Annotated in this window: 13 protein-coding genes; 4 read left to right on the plus strand and 9 right to left on the minus strand. The window is 60.1% G+C overall.

The features are described from left to right. Positions 1–14: 14 nt before the first annotated feature. Positions 15–2,453 (minus strand): TonB-dependent receptor, encoded by a 2,439-nt coding sequence (locus tag ASE22_RS05700; RefSeq protein WP_082545652.1) that lies wholly within the window; start codon positions 2,451–2,453, stop codon positions 15–17. A 336-nt stretch (positions 2,454–2,789) separates the two neighbouring features. Between ASE22_RS05700 and ASE22_RS05705 the strand changes: the two genes are divergently transcribed. Next, complete coding sequence (locus ASE22_RS05705) at positions 2,790–4,232, plus strand: aldehyde dehydrogenase family protein (RefSeq protein WP_056356370.1); 1,443 nt, start codon at positions 2,790–2,792, stop codon at positions 4,230–4,232. 13 nt (positions 4,233–4,245) lie between these two features. On the opposite strand, the gene ASE22_RS05710 is transcribed toward ASE22_RS05705, so the two are convergent. After that, complete coding sequence (locus tag ASE22_RS05710) at positions 4,246–5,976, minus strand: carboxylesterase/lipase family protein (protein WP_082545651.1); 1,731 nt, start codon at positions 5,974–5,976, stop codon at positions 4,246–4,248. Positions 5,977–6,159: 183 nt separating this feature from the next. On the opposite strand from ASE22_RS05710, the gene ASE22_RS05715 reads away from it, so the two are divergent. Next, positions 6,160–8,520: a TonB-dependent receptor gene (locus ASE22_RS05715; protein ID WP_056355995.1), complete on the plus strand. Its 2,361-nt coding sequence runs from the start codon at positions 6,160–6,162 to the stop codon at positions 8,518–8,520. A 58-nt stretch (positions 8,521–8,578) separates the two neighbouring features. Further along, positions 8,579–9,385 carry a CmcJ/NvfI family oxidoreductase gene (locus ASE22_RS05720; RefSeq protein WP_056355997.1) on the plus strand — a complete coding sequence of 269 codons (807 nt, stop codon included), beginning with the start codon at positions 8,579–8,581 and terminating at the stop codon, positions 9,383–9,385. A 15-nt stretch (positions 9,386–9,400) separates the two neighbouring features. Here ASE22_RS05720 and ASE22_RS05725 read toward each other — a convergent pair whose 3' ends face one another. The 7 genes from ASE22_RS05725 to ASE22_RS05755 all read right to left on the minus strand — a co-directional run bounded on the left by ASE22_RS05725 (position 9,401) and on the right by ASE22_RS05755 (position 19,375). Further along, entirely contained in the window at positions 9,401–10,162 is a 762-nt protein-coding gene (locus tag ASE22_RS05725) for an SDR family NAD(P)-dependent oxidoreductase (RefSeq protein WP_056355999.1), read from the minus strand. Between the two features lie 4 nt (positions 10,163–10,166). Further along, on the minus strand, positions 10,167–12,233 hold the full coding sequence (locus ASE22_RS05730; protein WP_056356001.1) for an oxidoreductase: 2,067 nt from the start codon (positions 12,231–12,233) through the stop codon (positions 10,167–10,169). A gap of 126 nt (positions 12,234–12,359) precedes the next feature. Continuing rightward, positions 12,360–13,229 carry an isocitrate lyase/PEP mutase family protein gene (locus ASE22_RS05735; RefSeq protein WP_056356003.1) on the minus strand — a complete coding sequence of 290 codons (870 nt, stop codon included), beginning with the start codon at positions 13,227–13,229 and terminating at the stop codon, positions 12,360–12,362. Next, positions 13,226–13,855 (minus strand): 3-isopropylmalate dehydratase small subunit, encoded by a 630-nt coding sequence (leuD, locus tag ASE22_RS05740; protein WP_056356005.1) that lies wholly within the window; start codon positions 13,853–13,855, stop codon positions 13,226–13,228. Before leuD ends, ASE22_RS05735 begins: the two co-directional genes overlap by 4 nt. Next, entirely contained in the window at positions 13,855–15,264 is a 1,410-nt protein-coding gene (locus ASE22_RS05745) for a 3-isopropylmalate dehydratase large subunit (RefSeq protein ID WP_056356007.1), read from the minus strand. The genes leuD and ASE22_RS05745 overlap by 1 nt, the downstream gene beginning before the upstream one ends. A gap of 179 nt (positions 15,265–15,443) precedes the next feature. Next, the gene (locus tag ASE22_RS05750) at positions 15,444–17,324 is read right to left on the minus strand and encodes a hydantoinase B/oxoprolinase family protein (protein ID WP_056356008.1); all 1,881 of its coding nucleotides are present in this window, start codon (positions 17,322–17,324) and stop codon (positions 15,444–15,446) included. Positions 17,325–17,335: 11 nt separating this feature from the next. After that, on the minus strand, positions 17,336–19,375 hold the full coding sequence (locus tag ASE22_RS05755; RefSeq protein WP_056356010.1) for a hydantoinase/oxoprolinase family protein: 2,040 nt from the start codon (positions 19,373–19,375) through the stop codon (positions 17,336–17,338). Positions 19,376–19,608: 233 nt separating this feature from the next. On the opposite strand from ASE22_RS05755, the gene ASE22_RS05760 reads away from it, so the two are divergent. Then, on the plus strand, positions 19,609–20,385 hold the full coding sequence (locus ASE22_RS05760; protein ID WP_056356012.1) for an aspartate/glutamate racemase family protein: 777 nt from the start codon (positions 19,609–19,611) through the stop codon (positions 20,383–20,385). Positions 20,386–20,394 lie beyond the last annotated feature (9 nt).

Genomic DNA, 20,394 nt, shown 5'->3' on the forward strand with positions numbered 1-20,394 from the left:
AATATCTCCAATGGTTACCATTTATATCGCAACTGAACAGCCACGCTCCGCGGCCGCTCCGGCGTAATTCCATAGGTTCCGGGCGTACTTGGTGTTACCGCTCCGAATATATAGGTTTTTTTCTTGTTGAGATTTCGGCCGATCACCGAAAGCTCCCAGGCATTGTCGAAGGTCGCCAGGGCAACCCGACCGTCGATACGGGCGAACCCTTGCTGGACGAGGTTGGGGTCGAGTGTTTCCTCGAGGAAATATTTGCTCGAGAAGAAGACATTGCCGTCGACCGTGAGCTTGAAGTCGCCGACCGGCGCTGTGAAGATAAAGCCGGCATTCCCGCTCCACTCGGGAGCATAAGGCGGCGAGCGGTCGCTCAGATCCTGTATCGCCAGCGGATTTCGGACCAGCTGGGCCGACGTGGCGCCTCCGTTCGGATAGCTCTTGAAGTGCGTGTCCAGATAAAGGCCGCTCAACATGACCTTGAGTTGATCGGTGACGACCAACTGGCTCTCGAGCTCGACACCCTGAGCGACGGTCGATGCCGCGTTGCGGATCAAACTGACCAGCGTCGGTCCGTTGTTGATGCTGATCCGCTGCTGCTGGTTCTTGTAATTCGAGCGGAAGGCATCGAGATTCAGCAGCAACCGTCGATCGAACAACTCGCTCTTGATACCGATTTCATAGGCGGTCACCGTCTCTGGCGCGAACAGGACATTAGCGGCGGTGCGGCTCACATCGGCGGCGTTGAAGCCGCCCGACTTGAAGCCCTTGGCGACGCTGGCATACAGCATCACCCGGTCGTCGACCTTGTAATTGACGTTGAGCGATGGCGTGAATTTAGTATCCTTGCGCGACAGCACATAGGCGGGCACCCCGGCCACGCCGTAGAAATTCTGTCCCGACAGGCGCACCGCCGCCGCGGCTGCCTGCGCCACCGACTGGAGTGCATCCGAATAGGGCATCATCTGCCCATAATTGTCGGTGCTGCGACCGAAGATATTCGCTTGGCGAAAATCCTTCTTGACGCTGCTCCAGCGTCCGCCGAGCGAAATCGTGAGCCTGTCGGTGGGATTGATCCCGATCAGACCGAAGGCCGAAAAGGTCTCATCCTTTTGCCGAAACTTCGTCGTGATGTTGAATGGCAGAAGCGCTGCCAAGCTCGGGGCGGCGGTCGCGATCGCGGTGGCTAGGAAGCCGTAAGTGTTCTGGAAATCGCTGTCCAGCTTGCCGTTCTGATAATAGAGACCAACCGAATATTCGAGGAAATTGCCTTTCGCCGAGGTGTAACGGAGTTCCTCGCTGATCTGGCGATATCGCTCCGGCTGCGCGATATGGAGCAACACCTGCGGAACGCCATCGACATCGATATTGGCGTTATAGCGATACCAGGAATAGCCGGTGATCGAGGTCAGTTCGCCATCCCCGATCATCTTGTTCAGCGTCAGGACCACATCGCGATTTCGCAACAGGAAGCTTTGGCCCGGTGAAGTGGCCCGCCGATAGTCGACGCCGTCCGTCTGGCCATTGGCAAGCGCCGCCTGGCAGAAACGCCCCGGCCCCGCCGGAAAGTCCACCGGGTTAGGCGGACAACCCACGGCCTCGTTGGGAATACCTCCCTTTTGCTTGCTGCGTCCCACCTCCACTTTCAGCGTGGCGTTGAAATCCGCCGAAGGCTCGAACAGCAAGGTGCCGCGACCGGCAAGATTGTCATAGGCGGGGATTTTGCGCCCCATGCCGCTATCGCTGATATAACCGCTGGATCCGGACGCGATAATCGCCCCGCGTGCCAGCAGATTGCTCGTGACCGCGCCGCCGCCAGCGGCTTCAACGGTATATTCCCCTTCGGTGCCATATACGCCGCGGACAAAGCCCGATGGCTGTGCCGTCGGCTTGGCAGTGATGATGTTGAAGGCGCCGGCGATGGCGTTATTACCGAACAGGGTGCCCTGAGGGCCCTTCAATATCTCGATACGCTCCAGATCAAGGAAGCCGGCGCTCGATGTCCGCGACCGACCGCGATAGATGCCGTCGACGAAGGTACCCACCGACTGCTCGATGGACGCACCCGGGGCCGAACTGACGCCGCGGATGCTCAAGCGATCCGATCGGCCGCCCGTGGTGACCTGCACACCCGGCGACAAGCGCCCCAGATCGGTGAGCTGGATCAGGTTGCGCGCGGCGATTGTGGTTGATGTCACCACCGCCACAGAGATCGGCACCTCCTGCAACCGCTCCTCACGCTTCTGCGCGGTGACGATGATGTCCTCGATCGTCGCGGCATCAGCGCTTTCAGCCTGGGCGCCCGAAGCCGGCTGCTGCGCGAACGCCGGGCCGCTGAGAGCGACCGCTATCGCGCTGCCGAGCAACAGATGCAGGCGACGAAGGTCGCGCCGGCTGGATGTCGACGCTTTGCCCTGCCCGCTTCTATCCGATTGAAGCCCCTCGATCATTACTTGCATGTCCTTTCCTCCCGCCAATGCGTTTTTATCTTCTGAACCGTGCGACGAGGTCTGCGCGGAACATCCGCCGTCATGGTCAGGCGGAGACTACATCCAGGAAAAATCGGCGAGCCATAGTAGTGCGGAAGGGGGAGGCATCTTGGTGTTATGGCCCGACCCACCAACATGTTGGTCTAGGGGCCTGCGAAAGGGACTGTACCCGCGCCTCACTGGCAGCTGAATGCTCTCGAACTAGGCCCACGCCATCATCGTAAATGATGGAAGGGGGAAAGGAATTTGAGACCGACGGCGCCACAGTCGGTGTTTGGCAAAGCAATGAATTCAGTGGAGGTGACCATGCTTAAAAACGCCAATTTCATCGCAGGCCGCCCGGTGCCGGCTGCCAGTGGTGGGACATTGCCGGTTCATGATCCCGCCAGTGGGGATTGCTATGCTCAAATCGCCGATAGCGACGCGGAGGATATCGACCTTGCGGTCGCGGCCGCAAGACGGGCTTTGGAGCACGGCCCCTGGGGTCTCATGTCTGCGATGGACCGAGGCCGAATCCTGAGCCGTTTCTCACAACATATCGAAGCCCGTTCGGCCGAGCTCGCCGCGATCGAGGCAAAGGACACCGGGAAACCGCTCTCCACGGCGGTGGCCGACATCGCCGCGCTGGCCCGTTATTTCGAGTTCTTCGGCGGGGCCGCTGACAAAATGCATGGCGAAATCATTCCCTATACGCCCGACCATCTCGTGCTGCTGTCGCGTGAGCCGATGGGTGTGACCGGACATATACTGCCTTGGAACTACCCGGCACAGATGTTCGGTCGCTCGCTCGCACCGGCCCTCGCCATGGGGAACACGACTGTGCTCAAGCCCGCCGAGGAAGCTTGCGCCAGCATATTACGCCTGGCGGAAATCGCCAGTGAAGCAGGCCTGCCCGAAGGCGCCCTGAATATCGTCACTGGCCGGGGGGCAACGGCTGGGGCGGCGCTGGCGGCACATCCGGGCGTCGATTTCATTTCCTTCACGGGCTCTCCGCCGGTCGGACAGATCATTCAGAAGCTCGCGGCGGACCATTTCATCGGTTGCTCGCTGGAGCTCGGCGGTAAATCCCCGCAACTGGTCTTCGAGGATGCAAATCTGGACGCGGCATTGCCGATCATCCTGCGCGCGATCATTCAAAATGGGGGACAGACCTGTTCGGCGGGAAGCCGACTGCTCGTGCAACGTTCCATCTGCGCGACGGTGAGCGAGCGTTTGGTTCCGGCGTTCAATGCCGTTCGCGTCGGGCTGTCCGATCAGGATCTGGATTGTGGCCCGATGATTACACGCGCTCAGCAGCTGCGTGTCCTCGGCTTCATCGATCGGGCTCGCCGGGACGGGATACCGCTCCTCGCGGAAGGGCGAATTGATCCCAAGGTGCCGGACAGCGGCTATTTCGTGACGCCTGCCTTGTTCGGACCGGTGCCCCGCGATCATGAGCTTGCCCGCGAGGAGGTTTTCGGACCAGTGCTCAGCCTCATCCCGTTTGACGATGAAGCTGATGCGATCTCTCTTGCCAACGCGACGGAATATGGCTTGGTCGCCGGTGTCTGGACCCGCGACGGGGCACGACAAATCCGAGTATCCAAGGCTCTTCGTGCCGGTCAGGTCTTTGTCAATTGCTATGGCGCTGGGGCAGGTGTCGAACTGCCCTTTGGTGGAAGCGGCAAGAGCGGACACGGACGGGAAAAAGGCCTGGTGTCCCTTCTCGAATTTTCAAAAACCAAGACGACCGTGATCCATCATGGTTGAGGGTTCGAGAGCCTTACCGCTTCGTCCCCGAAGGGAAGTAGATCGGTGATCGGTCCCAGAAATCGCAATGATGAATCAAGCGCGCGCTACCGGACATTTCTGGTCTGCGTTGGAGCATCATGAGGGATCTTCCCGATCCATAGTGTTTCCATCGACGATCTCCCCGGGGATGCGGAGTTCCGCTTCTCGCGAAAGCAGCTACATAGCCCATGACGATGCGCGACAGTTTTTCATCCTCGCCCATCAGTGGTCGCCCGTCCTTATCGACCCCAAATATATAGGGCAGTTCGGAGCCGTGGTGCGGATCGCTGTCGTGTAGGCGAGTGCCGGGAGCGAGGGACCATGCCTGTCGAGAAGGACTCTGCGTGAATTCAAACCCATAGACGGTGCCTCGCTTCGCGAGCGCCTGACGAAGCCACTCATTCTGGCAGAACATTACGCCATCGGTCATGGCATTGGCGAATTGTCGCTCGGCGTCCGCGGCATCAGTCACCGGATATCGATGCAGAACCTCGGGAGCGAACCCCTTGAACCAGCTCCGCAACTCCGCTGGATAAACGGATCGGTCGAGCTGAAGAGCCGCGACGAGGAGATCCAGATCGCGTCGTGCCGTGCCGACCATCACCGGCGCATGGTTGATCCGTCCCTCACGGATCGCCGTCATTGGCTGAACAGGGATATCCACTCCATCGCGCACTGGCATGGGCACGAAGATGCTGGTCGGAAGCAGTGATGCGAGCTTCAGGAAAGCGGCAATGGGCGTAGCCCGCAGGCAACTGGCGACGTCGAGAGCCTGATCGCAATGAACGGCCCGCACGACGGCCGCCCCCTGGGGCTGAGCCCCGCTGACATCAACGGCGGGGCCCGCCGCAGCAGGCGGGGTACTGATGATGATCGCGCGATGAAAAAGCCCGGCGCTTCCTGGCGCGACCAAATGATTCAAGACCGAAAAGCCACCGGCTGATTGTCCCAATATCGTGACATTGTGCGGCGAGCCGCCGAAGGTCATGATATGGCGTTGTACCCAGCGAAGCGCTGCCTGCTGGTCCAGAAAGCCGTAATTGCCAGACCGCCCCGCCGGATCGTCGGCATCGAGCGCCGGGTGGCTCAGGAATCCGAGGACACCGAGACGGTAATTCACCGTCACCACGACGGTACCCGTTCGTTGCGCCAGAAGCTTGCCGTCGTAGATCGGCATCTGGATTGCACCCTCGTTGAACCCCCCGCCGGGGAATATGACGATTACTGGCCGCCTTCCATCGATTGGCTTTCGCGCCGCGTAGATATTGAGCTGGAGACAGTCCTCACTCGTCAAAGCGGCATTAACTCCCGACAATTGCGGACAAGCTGCAGGCTTGGTGACGACGGGCTCCCCTGGAGGCAGAGCTCTCGGCGCGCGGAATCGGAGATTTCCGACCGGAGGCTCTGCGTACCGAATGCCGAGATGGGAAATCAGGGAATCCGGGATGGAAATATTATTATCTGTTGAGGCGGTGGCCACAGCACCAAGGGACGCAAATCGAGGCCCCGGTTCAACCGGAGCGATCGACAAACAGACCAGCGCGAAAAGGACCTGCAGGCGCCTGCGAGCCCGCAAAGCCGACGCCCCTCTTTGGTCCGGTCCACTCCGACGTTCGGCCAACAGCGAGCCCATAGGCCTTTCCTCCCGAAACCAGGAGGCTGACTGCAACGATCGAGCCGCGGCCATACCTCGATCGCGGTATTCCGAAGCGGGAACGAACATGCCTTCGTCGCCCTTCCCCCCGATATTGGGCAGCCGGCACGTCCAGACACCGATGAACGTGCGTAAAATCACTTATTCGAGGGAGTGCATCAAAACGCAGTCCCAAGGAAGTTTAGATGCCGAAATCAAGCCGAAGCTGATTCGAGCCCACCAGCAGCTATTTTCGGGCCATAGGGGGAAAATATGACGAACCAAACACCGAACAGGGATTTCCGCAGGAGGCATTTCCGAGCACTCCGCGCCTATCTGATTGGCGGCGCGCTCTGCGGCGCGATGACGAGCAGCATGGCGCTCGCTCAGGAAGCGGCGCCTCAACCTGTTGAATCTGCCGAGGCCGGCTTGGGGGAGATCGTCGTCACCGCGCAGAAGCGATCTGAAAATGTACAGAGAGTTCCGGTCGCGATCACCGTCGTCGACAGCAAGATGCTGGCCGATCGGCAGATCAAATCGCTCTTGGATCTTTCCGGCAATCTGCCGGCGTTCAAAGTCTCCATGTCGTCGCCTGCCAACCGGATTTTCCTGCGCGGCATAGGATCGGGCGGCAACGGATCGTTCGAGCAGTCGGTGGGTACCTTCGTCGACGGCATCTATTTCGGACGGGCGAAATCGACCGAATCCAATTTCTTCGACATCGAGCGGATCGAACTGCTGAAGGGACCGCAATCGACCTATTTCGGCAACAGCGCGATAGCGGGTGTGCTCAACATCACGACCAAAATGCCCGGCAAGGTTGCCGAAGGCTTCGCGCGGGCGCTTTATGAACCCACCGATGGCGGCTATGCCTTCGAGGCGGGCGCGACCATCCCCCTCAACGCCGCCTTCGCCGTTCGCGTATCAGGCCAAGTCAGCGGCTCCAATGGCTGGATGTTCGACGAGGGCTATGGCCATAAGGTCGGCGGCGACGACAACAAGGCCGGCCGCGTCATTCTGAGCTACGATCCGGGCACGAACTTCAAGGCCTGGATCAAGGGTGAGATCGGCAAGGAGCATAACGAGGGCGCGATCATCGGTGAAGGTATTCGCTGTCCTCCGCCCGCGCCTTTCGTGCTCAATCCGACCAGCTTCTGCGGCATTGCGCTGGCCAACGGCTTCACCAATTACAAACTGGACAATCGGCGCGCGACCACTCCGGGCAAGTTCCTCAACATGACCCGGCAGTTGGTCACCGCCAACATGCAGCTCGACCTGGGAGGCGTGACGGTGACGTCGGTGACCGGCTTCCAGCATCACAACTATCAAATCTTCTTCGACATCGACAATTCACCGGTCGATCTGCTGAGCGCGACCGGGCCCGAGAAGTTCAGCCAGTTCAGCCAGGAGTTGCGGTTCGCGTCGGAGACGGGCGGCACGATCGAGTATATCGGCGGCCTATATTACCAGCACAGCGTCCTCGACCAGTCGACCAATATCGCGTTCTCGTTCCTGGCCCTGCCGCCTGCGCTAGCGTCACTCGCACCATTTGGCGACTCGTTCCAGTTCCATGAGCGGGCCGACAGTTATTCGGCCTTCGGCGCCTTGACCTGGAATATCAGCCCCGATCTCAAGGTCACCGGCGGGCTTCGCGGTACAAAGGTGGTGAAGCATGACACCCAGGATGTCTATTTCGGTCGGGCGAACCTGCCCGACGGGATCGTCCGCGTCACCGGCCCGCTTGCTGCCACGGTCAACGCCGTCTTTGGCCCGGCGTTGGGGGTCAATCCAGGCTTCCGGCGGGTGAAAGGCAAATATTCCCATTTGATGCCGTCGGTGAATGCCCAGTATCAGATCACCCCCACCGCGATGGCCTACGCCAAATATGCGAACGGGTTCAAGGCGGGCGGCTTCAACGGCTTCGACGCGACCGGTGTGAACCTTCCGTTCAAGCCGGAGACGGTCAATGCGTTCGAGGTCGGCTTGAAGAGCAAGCTGTTCGATGGGCACGTCCTGTTCAATTTCGACCTCTTCTACAGCAAATATAAGAACCTGCAGCAGGTCACCACGCAGTTCTCGGGCAACTCGATCCTCAACATCATCCGCAACGTAGACGGCGCGGTTTCGAAAGGTATCGAAGTCGAAGGGCGTTGGGTGATCGACGAGCATTGGGAGATGGGCGGTACGTTCAGCTATCTGCAGGCCCATTACGGATCCTATCCCAACGGCTCGCCACGGCCGATCGACACCCTGAACGGCATCCGTATCCGAGACTATTCGGGTCTGCGGACAGCCTATTCGCCGAAGTATAGCGGCGCCGGCGATATCCAGTTCCACACTCCGGTGGGTGAGAATCTGGAGTTCCGTGCACGCGGTTCGATCTATTACTCGACCGACTATGTGATCACCGACACGCTCGATCCGGTCCTGACGCAGCATGACTATGCCAAGCTGGATGCGGTAATCGCGCTCTCCAATCCCGTCGCCGGTTGGGAACTGTCGGTGATCGGCAAGAACCTGACGAACAAGCAACCCTTCATCTGGGGCGCCGATACCCCGCTGACCGCCGGATCCTATACGGTTAGTCGCGAGAAACCGCGGCAGGTTGCTTTCCAACTGCGCTACTCCTGGTAGCGACGTCACATCAATTCGGGGGCGGCTGAGGCCGCCCCTTTTTTGTCTGGAGCAGCGGATGTTCGCCCCCACGAATGTAGAAGCCATCATTAATTACAGTACGCACGACGCCGACCGCCCGCAAATCTATGCGACGGACTATTCCCGCAATCGCGCCGCCTTTTCCCCCCATCGGATGACCATTCACAATGCCAGCTTCAACCTCGACCGTCCCGATGTCGATCGCGAAGGATTTGCGCTGGTGCACGCACCGACGAAGGTCACCGATTTCGAGGATCAGGATCAGCGGGCGCAATTATATGTTCCCGAGCTCGAGGCGGTACTGAAGCAGCTGACCGGTGCCGACGATGTCATCGCCCTTGGACTGGGCGAGTTGAGGCGAGGTACCAAGACGCCGCCAGAGCAGCGCGGAAACAGCAACCTGCCCGTCCCATTTGCGCATATCGACGCCAGCGACAGCGGAATCGTCACCCTGCTGGATTATGGCTTCCCCGATCGACCGCGCCATGCACGCCGCTGGGCCTTCTACAATATATGGCGTGCCCTTTCTCCAGGTCCGTTGGATGAGCCTCTCGCCATTTGCGACGCGCGCTCGGTGAGCCCGATGGATTTACGCCCCTATGATTCCCATTTTCCGCAAGGGGTGACCCTGGAATCGCTGATGCCCTGCTATAATCCGGCGCATCGCTGGTGCTATTTTCGTGACATGGGCCGCGACGACCTGCTGATTTTCAAGACCAATGAGAGCGATCCTACGCGCGCCCACCATGTGCTGCACACCGCGTTCGAGGATCCGACCGCCCCCGCCTCCGCCCCGCCCCGGGTTAGCCTCGAATTGCGGGCTTATGCCTATTGGCTCGACTGAACCGATCGCAAAGCTTCAGTAATGAACGAGACCGCCGTCAATGTTGAGAAGCTGACCGCTCATGAACGCGCTGAGATCGGACACAAGATAGAGCAGACCCCCAAGGAGGTCATCGGGTTCGCCAATCCGGTGAACGATCTGCCCCCCGACCATCGCGTGTTCGAATGCCTGGCGGTCGGCCGAGGCCGCCAGTTCGCGGGAACCGTCCGTATTGATGTAGCCGGGCGAGATCGCGTTGACCGTTATCCCCGTCCCGGCGAGTTCCCGCGATAGCGCGCGGGTGAATGCGATGACGGCACCTTTTGACGTGATGTAGTGAGCGAGGCTCGGCTGCCCTGTGAACACCGTGCCGGACGTCATATTGATGATACGGCCGCGGCCCTGGGCGCGCATGAAGGGCGCCACGGCGATCGCCGCAAGCCACATTCCCTTGACGTTCACCGCCATGACCTCGTCCCAATCCGCTTCATCGATCTGATCGAAGGGAAGCAATTGGCGACGGCCCGTGCTGGCTGCATTATTGACGAGGATATCCGCGCGGCCAGCGATTTTCAGAACCTCGACAAGGGCGGGCTTGAACCTTGATCCGCTGCTTATATCGACAACGAGCGGCCATGCGGTGCGTCCCAGCGCCTGCACATCCGCCACGGTTTGATCGCAGGGAGCGACATCGATGACCACAACGTCCGCCCCGAACTCTGCGAGCGCCGTCGCGAAGACACGGCCGATACCGCGTGCCCCGCCGGTGATTACAGCAACCTGTCCCGAGAGATCCATGGGTTCAGCCGATCAGCGCTGTCGGCGGGACGGCGGTCGGCAACAGTGCATCGCGATCACCCTCGAATATCGGTCGCTTCTCCCATCCCAGCAATTCCCGTCCAGCGAGAAAGCCCTCATAAACCGCATGGTCGGTGGTTCGTGGCGCAAGACAGTCTCCGATCCGATAGAGACGGTCGATCCTTCCCTTCAACTTGTAATAGAGGCCATCCGCCGGGTGTCGGGGCGTGCCCAGTACGATCGTATCGATGTCCTCGATCACCACTTCAACACCGCTATATAAATTGAAGATCGTCACTGACCGACCATCGATCCGGCGCGCCCAACTGTTCAGGTGCGATTCGAGTCCGTTTCCAAACAGGGCCGTATAAAGCGGCGGCATGTCGGTCGTGGTCATCGTGCCCGGCAGCAACGCATTCAGTCGCGAGACATGGACGACGTGTGATCCGGCCTCCTGCATCCGCAACGCGGCTCCGCCGATGCGAAAAGCGCCTTCGTCATCCAGCAGAAGCACCTTCTTTCCGGCTCGCGCCGGTTCTTGAATGGCTTCCCACAGCGTGAGCACATGGGCTTGTTCGAGCCCAGCGATGCGGGCCGACACCGAGGACCAACCCGATCGGTCGGCATAAGCGCCAGTGGCGAGCAGAACGGCATCCGCGCCAAAGGTCGATATGAAGCTTTCGTCGGCGGTAAGGCCCCGCATGATCGTGACGCCCAATCTCGTCAGGTTCCGCTCGAGATCCGTTCGGAGGACATTCCAGCTCGCCCTGCCTCGCTGGAGGATGTTGATGTTCAGCTGACCGCCGAGCAGCGCCTCGCGTTCGACCAGCGTGACGCGGTGACCTCGTTCGGCCAACCCCTCGGCGGCTTTCATGCCGGCGGGCCCACCTCCTATGACCAGCCAAACAGCCGGGGAATCCGCTGGCTTGAGGGTGCCGAGACCGAATATCGCTTCCCGGCCGGCGGCCGGATTGACGGTGCAGGTCACCGGGGCGCCGCGTATCGCATGTGCGAGGCAGCCTTGATTGCCACGGATGCAGTGGCGGATCTCGTCGGTACGGCCCTCCACGACCTTGCGAGCGAACTCCGGATCAGCGATCTGGCCGCGCGTGATCGCGACCATGTCCGCCTTGCCCTCGGCCAGGATCGCTTCGGCCATATCGGCATCGTCAATGCCACCAACCGCGAAGACCGGAATGTCGGGCAGCGCTTTTTTGAAGCGCGCGAGCTTGTCCAGCAGGAAGCCAGGTGGCGCAAATCCGGTCTGAGCGCCGACCCAAAACATCGCGCCCTGCCCTGAGCTGGTCGCGATATAATCGATCATCCGATCGTCCACCAGCAAGCGGGCGGCCGCTGCCATCTGGTCGACTTCCATCCCTCCCGGCATCTCATCGGAGAGGCTGAGGCGAACTCCGACAACATATTCGGGGCCCACCGCGGCACGCACCGCCGCGATTACTTCACGCGTGATGCGAAGCCTGTTTTCCAGCGCGCCGCCATAGTTGTCGGCGCGCCGGTTGGTCAGCGGCGTGAGGAAGCTATGCAGCAGATAGCCATGAGCGACGTGTATCTCGACACCATCCACCCCCGCCTGTTTCGCAAAAACAGCGCCTTCGGCAAATGCGCTGACGACAGCGTTGATTTCCTCGAGCTCGATCGCCTTCGACTGTTCTCCAGACAGGATCGAGACGGAGCGGGATGGTGCCCACAGCACGCGATAATCATCGGGATTGCTCGTGATCGAGCCGCCGAAATGGTTGAGTTGCAGGAATATCCGCGCGTCATGACGGTGGGCAGCCTCGACCGTTGCGCGCAACGGCTGCTGGGCCTCAGGCAGAAATGTGAATGCCACGCCTGGATGGCCACCGCCCATCCCGGTCGGATGCACGATATGGTTGCCCAGGGTTAGAAGGCCTATGCCGCCCTTGGCGCGCTCCTCGACATAGGCCCGGTCGCGTTCGGACTCGGCGCCCCGCCGCGCATAATGGCGGTTGTGCGCGGTTTGCATCAGACGGTTGCGGATCGTCAGGCCATTGATGGTGATCGGACTGGTCAGATGGCGATATTTCACGTGGATGCCGTCCTCTATTGCCTTGGAAAGACGTCAGCACAGGCAATCGTTCGGCTTGCGATCAGCTTGGTGCGGAGACCTGGCATCTTTGGTCCTCTCAAACCGCCGTACCGATCGCCCAATCGATCATCCGAGGTTCTCGTACCGATCCTCAATCGTCATCCATTCCGGCATCCCCATTATTTCGGTCACACGTTTGAAGTCTGGATTGGAGGGGTTGGCTGCCGCGATCGAGCCCGTAGCGAGTTCCGCCAGCATCTTCTCGGCGCCGCCGATCATCGCCGCCATGACGGTGCCGGGATAGAGGATCGCGGAAAACCCCATCTCCCAATAGTCACGGGGCGGCAGGATCGGACTGTTCCCGGCGGCGGGGACGAACAGCGGCGTTCCTTTGAAGCTGCGTCCTATACGCTCAAGCTGATCGAGTTCTCGCGGAGCTTCGATGAAGAGCGCGTCGACCCCCTGATCGACATAGCGCTTGCCGCGCTCGATCGCCGCCTCCAAGCCCTCAACGCCCAATGAGTCGGTGCGGGCGACGATGAAAAAGTCCTTGCTGGTCCGCGTCTGGACTGCCGCAGTCAGCTTTTTCGCGGCCTCCTCGGCGGGCAATATCCGCTTACGATGAGCGGTTTGGCCGCATTTCTTCGGACTGACCTGATCTTCGAGGAGGACTCCCGACATTCCCATCGCCTGATAGGTCCGGACGGTGCGAGTGACGTTCTTGACATCCCCATATCCGTCATCCGCATCCATCAGGATCGGAATCCCCTCAACCGCTTCGGCGATATAGCGCGCTGCATTGGCGAACTCGCCAAAGCTCGCGAGCCCCAAGTCGGGCAGGCCGAACTGGAAGCCGGCCACGCCGAAGCCGCTGACAAGAATTGCGGGAAAACCGCTATTCTTGATGAGGCGAGCCGATACCACGTCATGCGCAGCGGGCAGCAGCAGCGGTCCATCGAGATTGGCGAACAATTCGCCAAAGCTTTTCCGGCTCATGCGCCTTGCTCCGCCTTCTCTACAATATCATAGACCCAGGGTCGCCTTTGGCGGTCGACGTCCTGGAAATCCCGGATCAGGGCATCGCGATTGAGGGTCACGCTGATGGGATCCTTCCCGCTCAGCAGCATCTCACGCGCCAGTTTAGGCACGTAGAATGTGTAGGTTCGCCTGGCGCTAACGAGGGTGCAGCTCTCCAAATCGACCTGCAAACGGGGCGCTATCGCCAGATCGGCGACGATTGCCTGCACCTGATCTTCCGGCAACACGACGGGGAGCACCCCACTGACGTGACAGTTCGACTGAAAGATCGACCCGAAGCTGGAGGCTACGACACATCGGATGCCAAAGTCGCGAAGAGCCCAGACCGCCGATGCGCGTGAGCTTCCGCAACCGAAATTGCTTCCGCTAACGAGGAAGGTGGCATCGTTGAACGGCGGCTTGTTCAGGATGAAGTCCGGATCAGGAGCACCGTCGGGCAGGAATCTCCAGTTTGCGAACAGGCCCTTCTCGAAGCCTGTCTTCTCGACTTTCATCAGATCCTTGCCGGGGATGATCTGATCGGTATCGACGTCGTTGATCATCAACGAGGCGGCCACGCCCTCGAGCTGGGTGATCGGTTCCATCAGTAGTACTCCCGCGCATCGGCGATGCGTCCAGCGACGGCCGATGCCGCCACCGTGGCGGGGCTGGCGAGATGAGACCGCACCCCCCGGCCCTGCCGGTTTTCAAAGTTCCGATTCGTGGTACTCAACGTCCGCGAACCGGGCGGAAAGGCTTCGCCGCCGATTGCGCCGCTGGCGCAAAGCGAGCAACCCGCTTCCCGCCATTCGAAGCCTGCTTCCTTGAAGACCCGGTCCAGGCCCTCCTGTTCGGCGGCACGCTTGACCGTCGTCGACCCGGGGACGCAGAGCGCCATCAGGCCGTCCGCTATCTTCCGCCCGCGTAACACGCTGGCGGCTTCCCTCAGATCATCGAGCCGACTGTTCGTACATGATCCTATGAAGACGCCTTGGATCTTTTCCCCCAACAGCCGCGTGCCCGGTTCAAGGCCAACATATTCGAGGGCTCTTGCATGGGAGGCGCGCGCAACGCCTTCGGGGCTTTCGGCCGCATCGGGAACGACATCGTCGACGCCGATGACGTGGCTCGGGCTGGTCCCCCAAGTCACCTGCGGAGCCAATCGATTGCAATCCAGCTCCAATTCCTTGTCATACCGGGCGTCCCGATCCGACCGGAGCAATCGCCAATAAGCAACCGCGCGAAGCCAGTCCTCTCCCGCCGGAGCGAACGGCCGACCGTTCAGATAGTCGAACGTGATCTGGTCGGGCGCGACCATGCCAGTGCGGCCTCCAAATTCGACTGCCATGTTGCAAAGGGTCAGACGACCGTCCATCGGCAGACTTTCGATGGTCTCCCCGGCATATTCGATCGCATAGCCGACGCCGCCGCCGGCGCCATATTTGCCGATGAGGCCAAGGATCATGTCCTTGGCGAAGACACCCGCGGCTAGGCGACCCTGGAAGTCGACCCGCATCGTCTTCGGCTTTGTTATGACGAGGGTCTGGGTAGCCAGCACATGCTCGCCGTCGGTGGAACCAATACCCCAGGCAAAGGCGCCGATGCCGCCCACCGTGCAGGTGTGGCTGTCACCACACACGAAGGTCTCGCCAGGCAACGCTATCCCCAATTCGGGGGCGATCACATGGACGATGCCCTGCTGTCGATCGTCATAATCGAAAAAGCGGATCGGGCGATGGCGGATGCGCTCGTAAAACTCACGCAGGAAATCATTCCCACCCGGCGCCGATGAGGTCCGCTTCCGTCCGGGATGGGTATCGATGGCATGCTCCACCACTCCGAAGGTCAGTTCGGGATTGCGAACATCAAAGCCCGCCTCATCGATCGCCTTCAGCGACACCGCGCCGCTGAGTTCATGCATGAAGTTGCGATCGATATGGATCAAGAAGTTGCCATCACCGACATCCTCGATGACATGATCGTTCCAAACCTTTTCGAAGAAAGTAAGACCCACGTTCGAACACCCTTCCCAAATTGGACATCACGTTATTGATGGCACCGATGCGTCAGCCATCAGTCTCGACCACGACCTTGGTGTCGATATTTCGCTTCTAGCCCAAACAAATTGCTCACTTGGCCATAGCGCTTCGTAGGTGCGCCATCGCTCCCCGCTATGATTGCCCCATGGCGAGATTACAGCGACTGCGCGCTACGACGATCGGCCCATGAGGGTCGAACGGGAGCGGACAGGCCGGTCTCCTGATGACAGCGCTCCAATATCTCGTCCAACGTCCCGCCATAATTGAACAACGGGAGCTCACCGCGACCGTTGAGCATCGATCGACGGAGCAAGAGGGTAGAGTCGCCATCGACCTGATCCTCACCGGTGAGGACGACTCCGTAACGCCGCGCGCCTTCGCTGGATATCAGGCCACGGCGCACCTCGAGGGCCACGTTCTCAGGATCGCGTTGCAGCGGGTCGCCCCAGCCCCCGCCACCCCAGGTCAGGAAATGGAGCAGATCGCCGGACGACACCCGGATATTATCGATTTTTGGGGCAACCACCTCCACCGAACCATCCGTGCGGTACAGTATCTTACTCGACCGCGAGCCAGGCTCTCCGCCGTTGACCCCCCATGGATACAGCAGCCAGCGGTCGTCATGGATCGATATCACGCCCGGTTCGAGGAACCGGTATGCGATGAGCATGCCATTACCGCCGCGAAAGAAGCCCGCCCCCCCGGAGTCGGGGATTGTTTCGTATCGCTCGATTCGGATAGGGAAATAGCGTTCGAGGAATTCGTTCGGCACATTGGTGAAGTCCGGCCACATCGAGTGCCCATCTGGACCGTCGCCATGTGGGCGCGCGGGGATACCCCCGAAGCCTATCTGAAAGAGCTGGAAGAACTCGTCTTCGCTGTCATAGCCCGAGTACATCAGATGCGGGGCGGTCGAGGTGCCGGCAGCGTTGAGGAATTGAGGCGTTTTCTGTCCCAGCAGCGCCCCCATCACATCGAACAGGCGGCTCAGTGTGTGGGTTCGGCACGACAAGGCGGCCGGGAACTTGGGCCGCAGAATCGAGCCTTCCGGCACGCGCACCTCGACGAGCGGATAGAATCCGTCATTGATCAAAATCTGTGGATCGAACGCCTTGATCAGATAGGCGCCGAAAAACATTTTCTGAACATTCTCATTGAGCAGGTAATTGATCGAGCTTGGAGACTGCGGGTCGGTACCATCCAGGTCGAGGATGACTTTCTCGCCCTCTCGCCACATCGTGCATTTTAACTTGTAGGGCCCGAAACCGGCACCGTCATCGCAGACATAATCCTCGAAGGAGATTGGCTCCGTGGAGATATTCCTGGCGATCAGCTCCTTGACCGCCCGATAGTTGCGCTCAAGTAGCAAATCGAGCGAACTGACATAGGTGTCGACGCCAAAGCGCTCGCACAATTCGCGCATACGTCGTTCTGCCGTGCGGCAGCTGGCGACCAGGGCATTGAGATCTGAGCGATTCCATTCCGGGATACGGACCTGATGCAAAACGAGGGCGAGCAGCTCGTCGTTGAACACGCCCTTTCGATATATCTTCACGGGAGGGATACGGATTCCTTCCTGGAAAATGGAAGTGCCGTCTGTGGGCAGGCTGCCGGGGGTCTTGCCGCCGACATCGGTCTGATGCCCGAACATCGAGACCCACCCGATCAGGCGACCCTCATGGAACACGGGAAGAAAGATCACCCAGTCATTGTTGTGGCTGATAGCACCCTCACAGGCGTACGCGTCAGAAAGCCAGATCACATCCCCTTCTTCGATGGTCCCCTCGTAATTGGCGAGGAAGCCCTGGAGAAACGACCCCATCTGACCGACGATCATCCTGCCATCGCGATCGGTCACGAGCGGGAACGCGTCTCCCTGTTCCCGGATAGCCGGCGACATGGCCGTTCTCACCAGTGTGGCATCCATCTCCTCGCGAAGATGGCGGAGCGCATTCTCAATGATATCGAGGGTTACGGGATCGACCTCGACGCTGTCGAACGGCTGGGCGTTGGATTGAATGATGGTGGCTGGCATCGCACTGAACCTCAAACGGGGCGGATAAGAATGTTGCCGGCACGATCGACCGTCCCGACATGATCCGGCAGGATAAGGGCGGTTGAGTCCATCTCGGTGACGATGGCGGCACCGAGGATGCGATCGCCGGCCCGGAGCTTCGCCCGGTCGTAGATCACGGCAGGAAAAGCCTTGTTGTCGACCCAGATCTCATGGTCGCGCAACTTGGCGGCGTTGGGATTGCCGTCCCCTATCGGCAATTCGCGAAGGGGCAAATCGGCCTCTTGACCCATTGCCACCACGCGCAGGTTCAACAATTCACGCGTCGCCTGCAGCGTGAAATCGAACATCCGCTTATGCTCGGCGTCGAATGCCTTGCCCAGCGTTGCAAGATCGAAGCCATCGGTCGATGTTGGAAGAGACAGTTCCGATCCTTGCCCCTTGTAGCGAACCCCTGCTTCGAACCGCAGCTGCTGGTCCTTCACCGGGACGCCCTCGTCGACCAAGTCAGCTGATACCTTTGCCGACATTTCGCGGAGAGCGGCCACGACCTCCTCATTCGTCGTATCGGGAAAGCTTTTGGCAAAGCTGCGTGCCATTTCATGGCGTACACGGGTGGTCGCGTCTCCTTGAGCACACAACACGCCGGGGCTCACCGGAACGATAACAGGCCAAGAGCCCATGATCTTGGCGACCGCATTGGAATGCAACGATCCCGCTCCACCGAAGCCCATCAGAGCGAAATCACGAGGATCATATCCTTGCTGCACCGAAACAAGTCGAAGTGCGCCGTTCATATTCTCGTTGACGACTGAGATGATGCCTTGAGCCGCAGCCATAAGCGAGACGCCCATCGCATCCGCAATGGTTTGGACAGCAGCCTTTGCAGCCTCGCGATCCAGATGGAATGAGCCACCCAGCAAGTCGGCCGGGAGGTAGCCCAGCACTACGTTCGCGTCGGTGACGGTAGGGCGTGTCCCACCCTTCTGGTAGCATGCCGGGCCCGGAACCGCTCCCGCCGACTCAGGTCCGACGCGCAGGGCCCGCGTGAGTTCTGGCACATAGGCGATTGATCCGCCCCCCGCACCGACCGTCTTTACGTCAAGGGACGAGGAGCGAACCGTCAGGTCTCCGACACTAGTATCGCGTGTGAGCCGAGGGACATAGTTCTCGATAAGCGCAACGTCGGTCGACGTTCCGCCGACATCGAGGGTCAGGACGTTGGGAATCGCTGAAGCCTTTGCGATCCACACCGCACCTGCCACCCCGCCCGCTGGACCAGACATGAGCAAATTGACGGGCGCAGCCTGAGCCTTGGCTGCCGACATCAGACCTCCGTCCGATCGCAGCAAATGGAATCGTCCGTGATAGGCAGCTCGATCAAGCCGTTCGGTAAGGTTTCGAATATAATCAGCCACCACCGGGCCGACCGCGGAATTGGTAACCGTCGTCAGCGCCCGCTCATATTCCTGCATTTCAGGTAGGATTTGGTGGCTGAGCGATATCGGTATGCCAGCAAATATTTCCGCTGCGATTTCGCCCGCCCGGACCTCGTTGCTGCCATCGACATAGGAGTTGATGAAGCAAATCGTCAGCGCGTCGATCTTCTGACTCTTCAGGCAAAGAAGATCGTCGCGCAGCTTGGCTTCGTCGAGCGGAATAACGATAGCGCCGTCGGCTCCGGTGCGCTCAACCGCTTCGATGGTGCTTTCAAGTGGCGCGAGCGGTTCCGGTTTCGGCCAGATGATCCACCCCGCCAGCCCGCCAGGAACATAGGATCGACCAATCTGAAGGATTTGGCGAAAGCCCGCGGTGGTTACGAGGCCTACCTTGGCGATCTTATGCTGTAGCACCGCATTGGTCGCCACGGTGGTACCGTGGAAGAACTGGGCGATCTGCGAGGGCGCTATGCCCGCTTTCGAGCAAATGGCTTCCAGGCCGTTCGATACCGCGATCGATGGATCGGCGGGTGTGCTTGGGACCTTTTCACGCCACGTTTCGCCGCTGCCCTCATCAAGCAAAAGGAAATCGGTGAACGTGCCCCCAATATCGCAACCTATACGATATCCCACGGTTAGCTTCTTCCTGTATATTATTGATCGCCACCAGGTGCAGCCGTCAGGCAGCCCCCATTCGAGGGGCCGATCATAAGAGGGGGGTTCTTCAGCGATATCCCTCGAAAAAGTGTTTTCCGCGAATGAGCTGACAATTGTCGAACGGTGTTCGACCGCCCCGAATCCCTCGATTGCGGGATTTGCTATCACCACGCCAGGGCTAGCATTCCTGCGATATTCGGGAGGCACAGATGAAGAAGATCCTGGTCATCGTTCCAATTCCAATGGGTGAAGATGGCCTCGCCCTGCGGCGTGGACAGTCGCATGTCGCCAAGGTCAAGGACGATACCGAGCTCGTCTATCGAGCGGTCGCAGTCGGCCCCCGCTCCTTCCAAGGCGCCCAGGACATGACCATCGTCGATTTCGCCGTTCTGCAAGCCGGCTCGACCGCCGAGAAGGAAGGATTTGACGCTGTTTGCGTCGATACGATGAGCGATTCCGGCGTTGCCGCCTTGCGCAGCGTGTTGAAGATTCCCGTCGTGGGCGCCGGGCGCACCGCCTTCATGACCGCGCTTATGCTCGGCTCCAAATTCTCGATCATCGTCATGTATAAGCCCTGGATTCCAATGCAGCAGAAAACGCTGAAGGAATATGGGCTGATGGATCGTCTGGCATCGATCCGTTCGATAGACCACCCACCGACGCCCTATAGCAAGAATGGCGGCGTCGCTATGGGTGACGAGGAAGACGACGTCCTGCCCAAGCTCGAAAAGGTGGCCCGCCTTGCCATCGAGGAGGACGGTGCCGAGGTGATCCTCATGGGATCGACCACGATGTACCGAGGTGCCGCCTATGTCGCGGAACGCGTGTCCGCACCTGTTATCGCGGCAGGCCCGCTAACCTATCGCTACGCTGAGATGTTTCTCGATCTGGGTCTGACCCAGTTCAACGACGGCAACACCATCTCTCCCATGCCGCTTCAGGGGATGCTCGCGCGCATGGTAGGTGCCGCCGGCGAACATGATTAAGACTAGCCG

Source organism: Sphingomonas sp. Root720, from assembly GCF_001428605.1.
Classification (GTDB): domain Bacteria; phylum Pseudomonadota; class Alphaproteobacteria; order Sphingomonadales; family Sphingomonadaceae; genus Rhizorhabdus.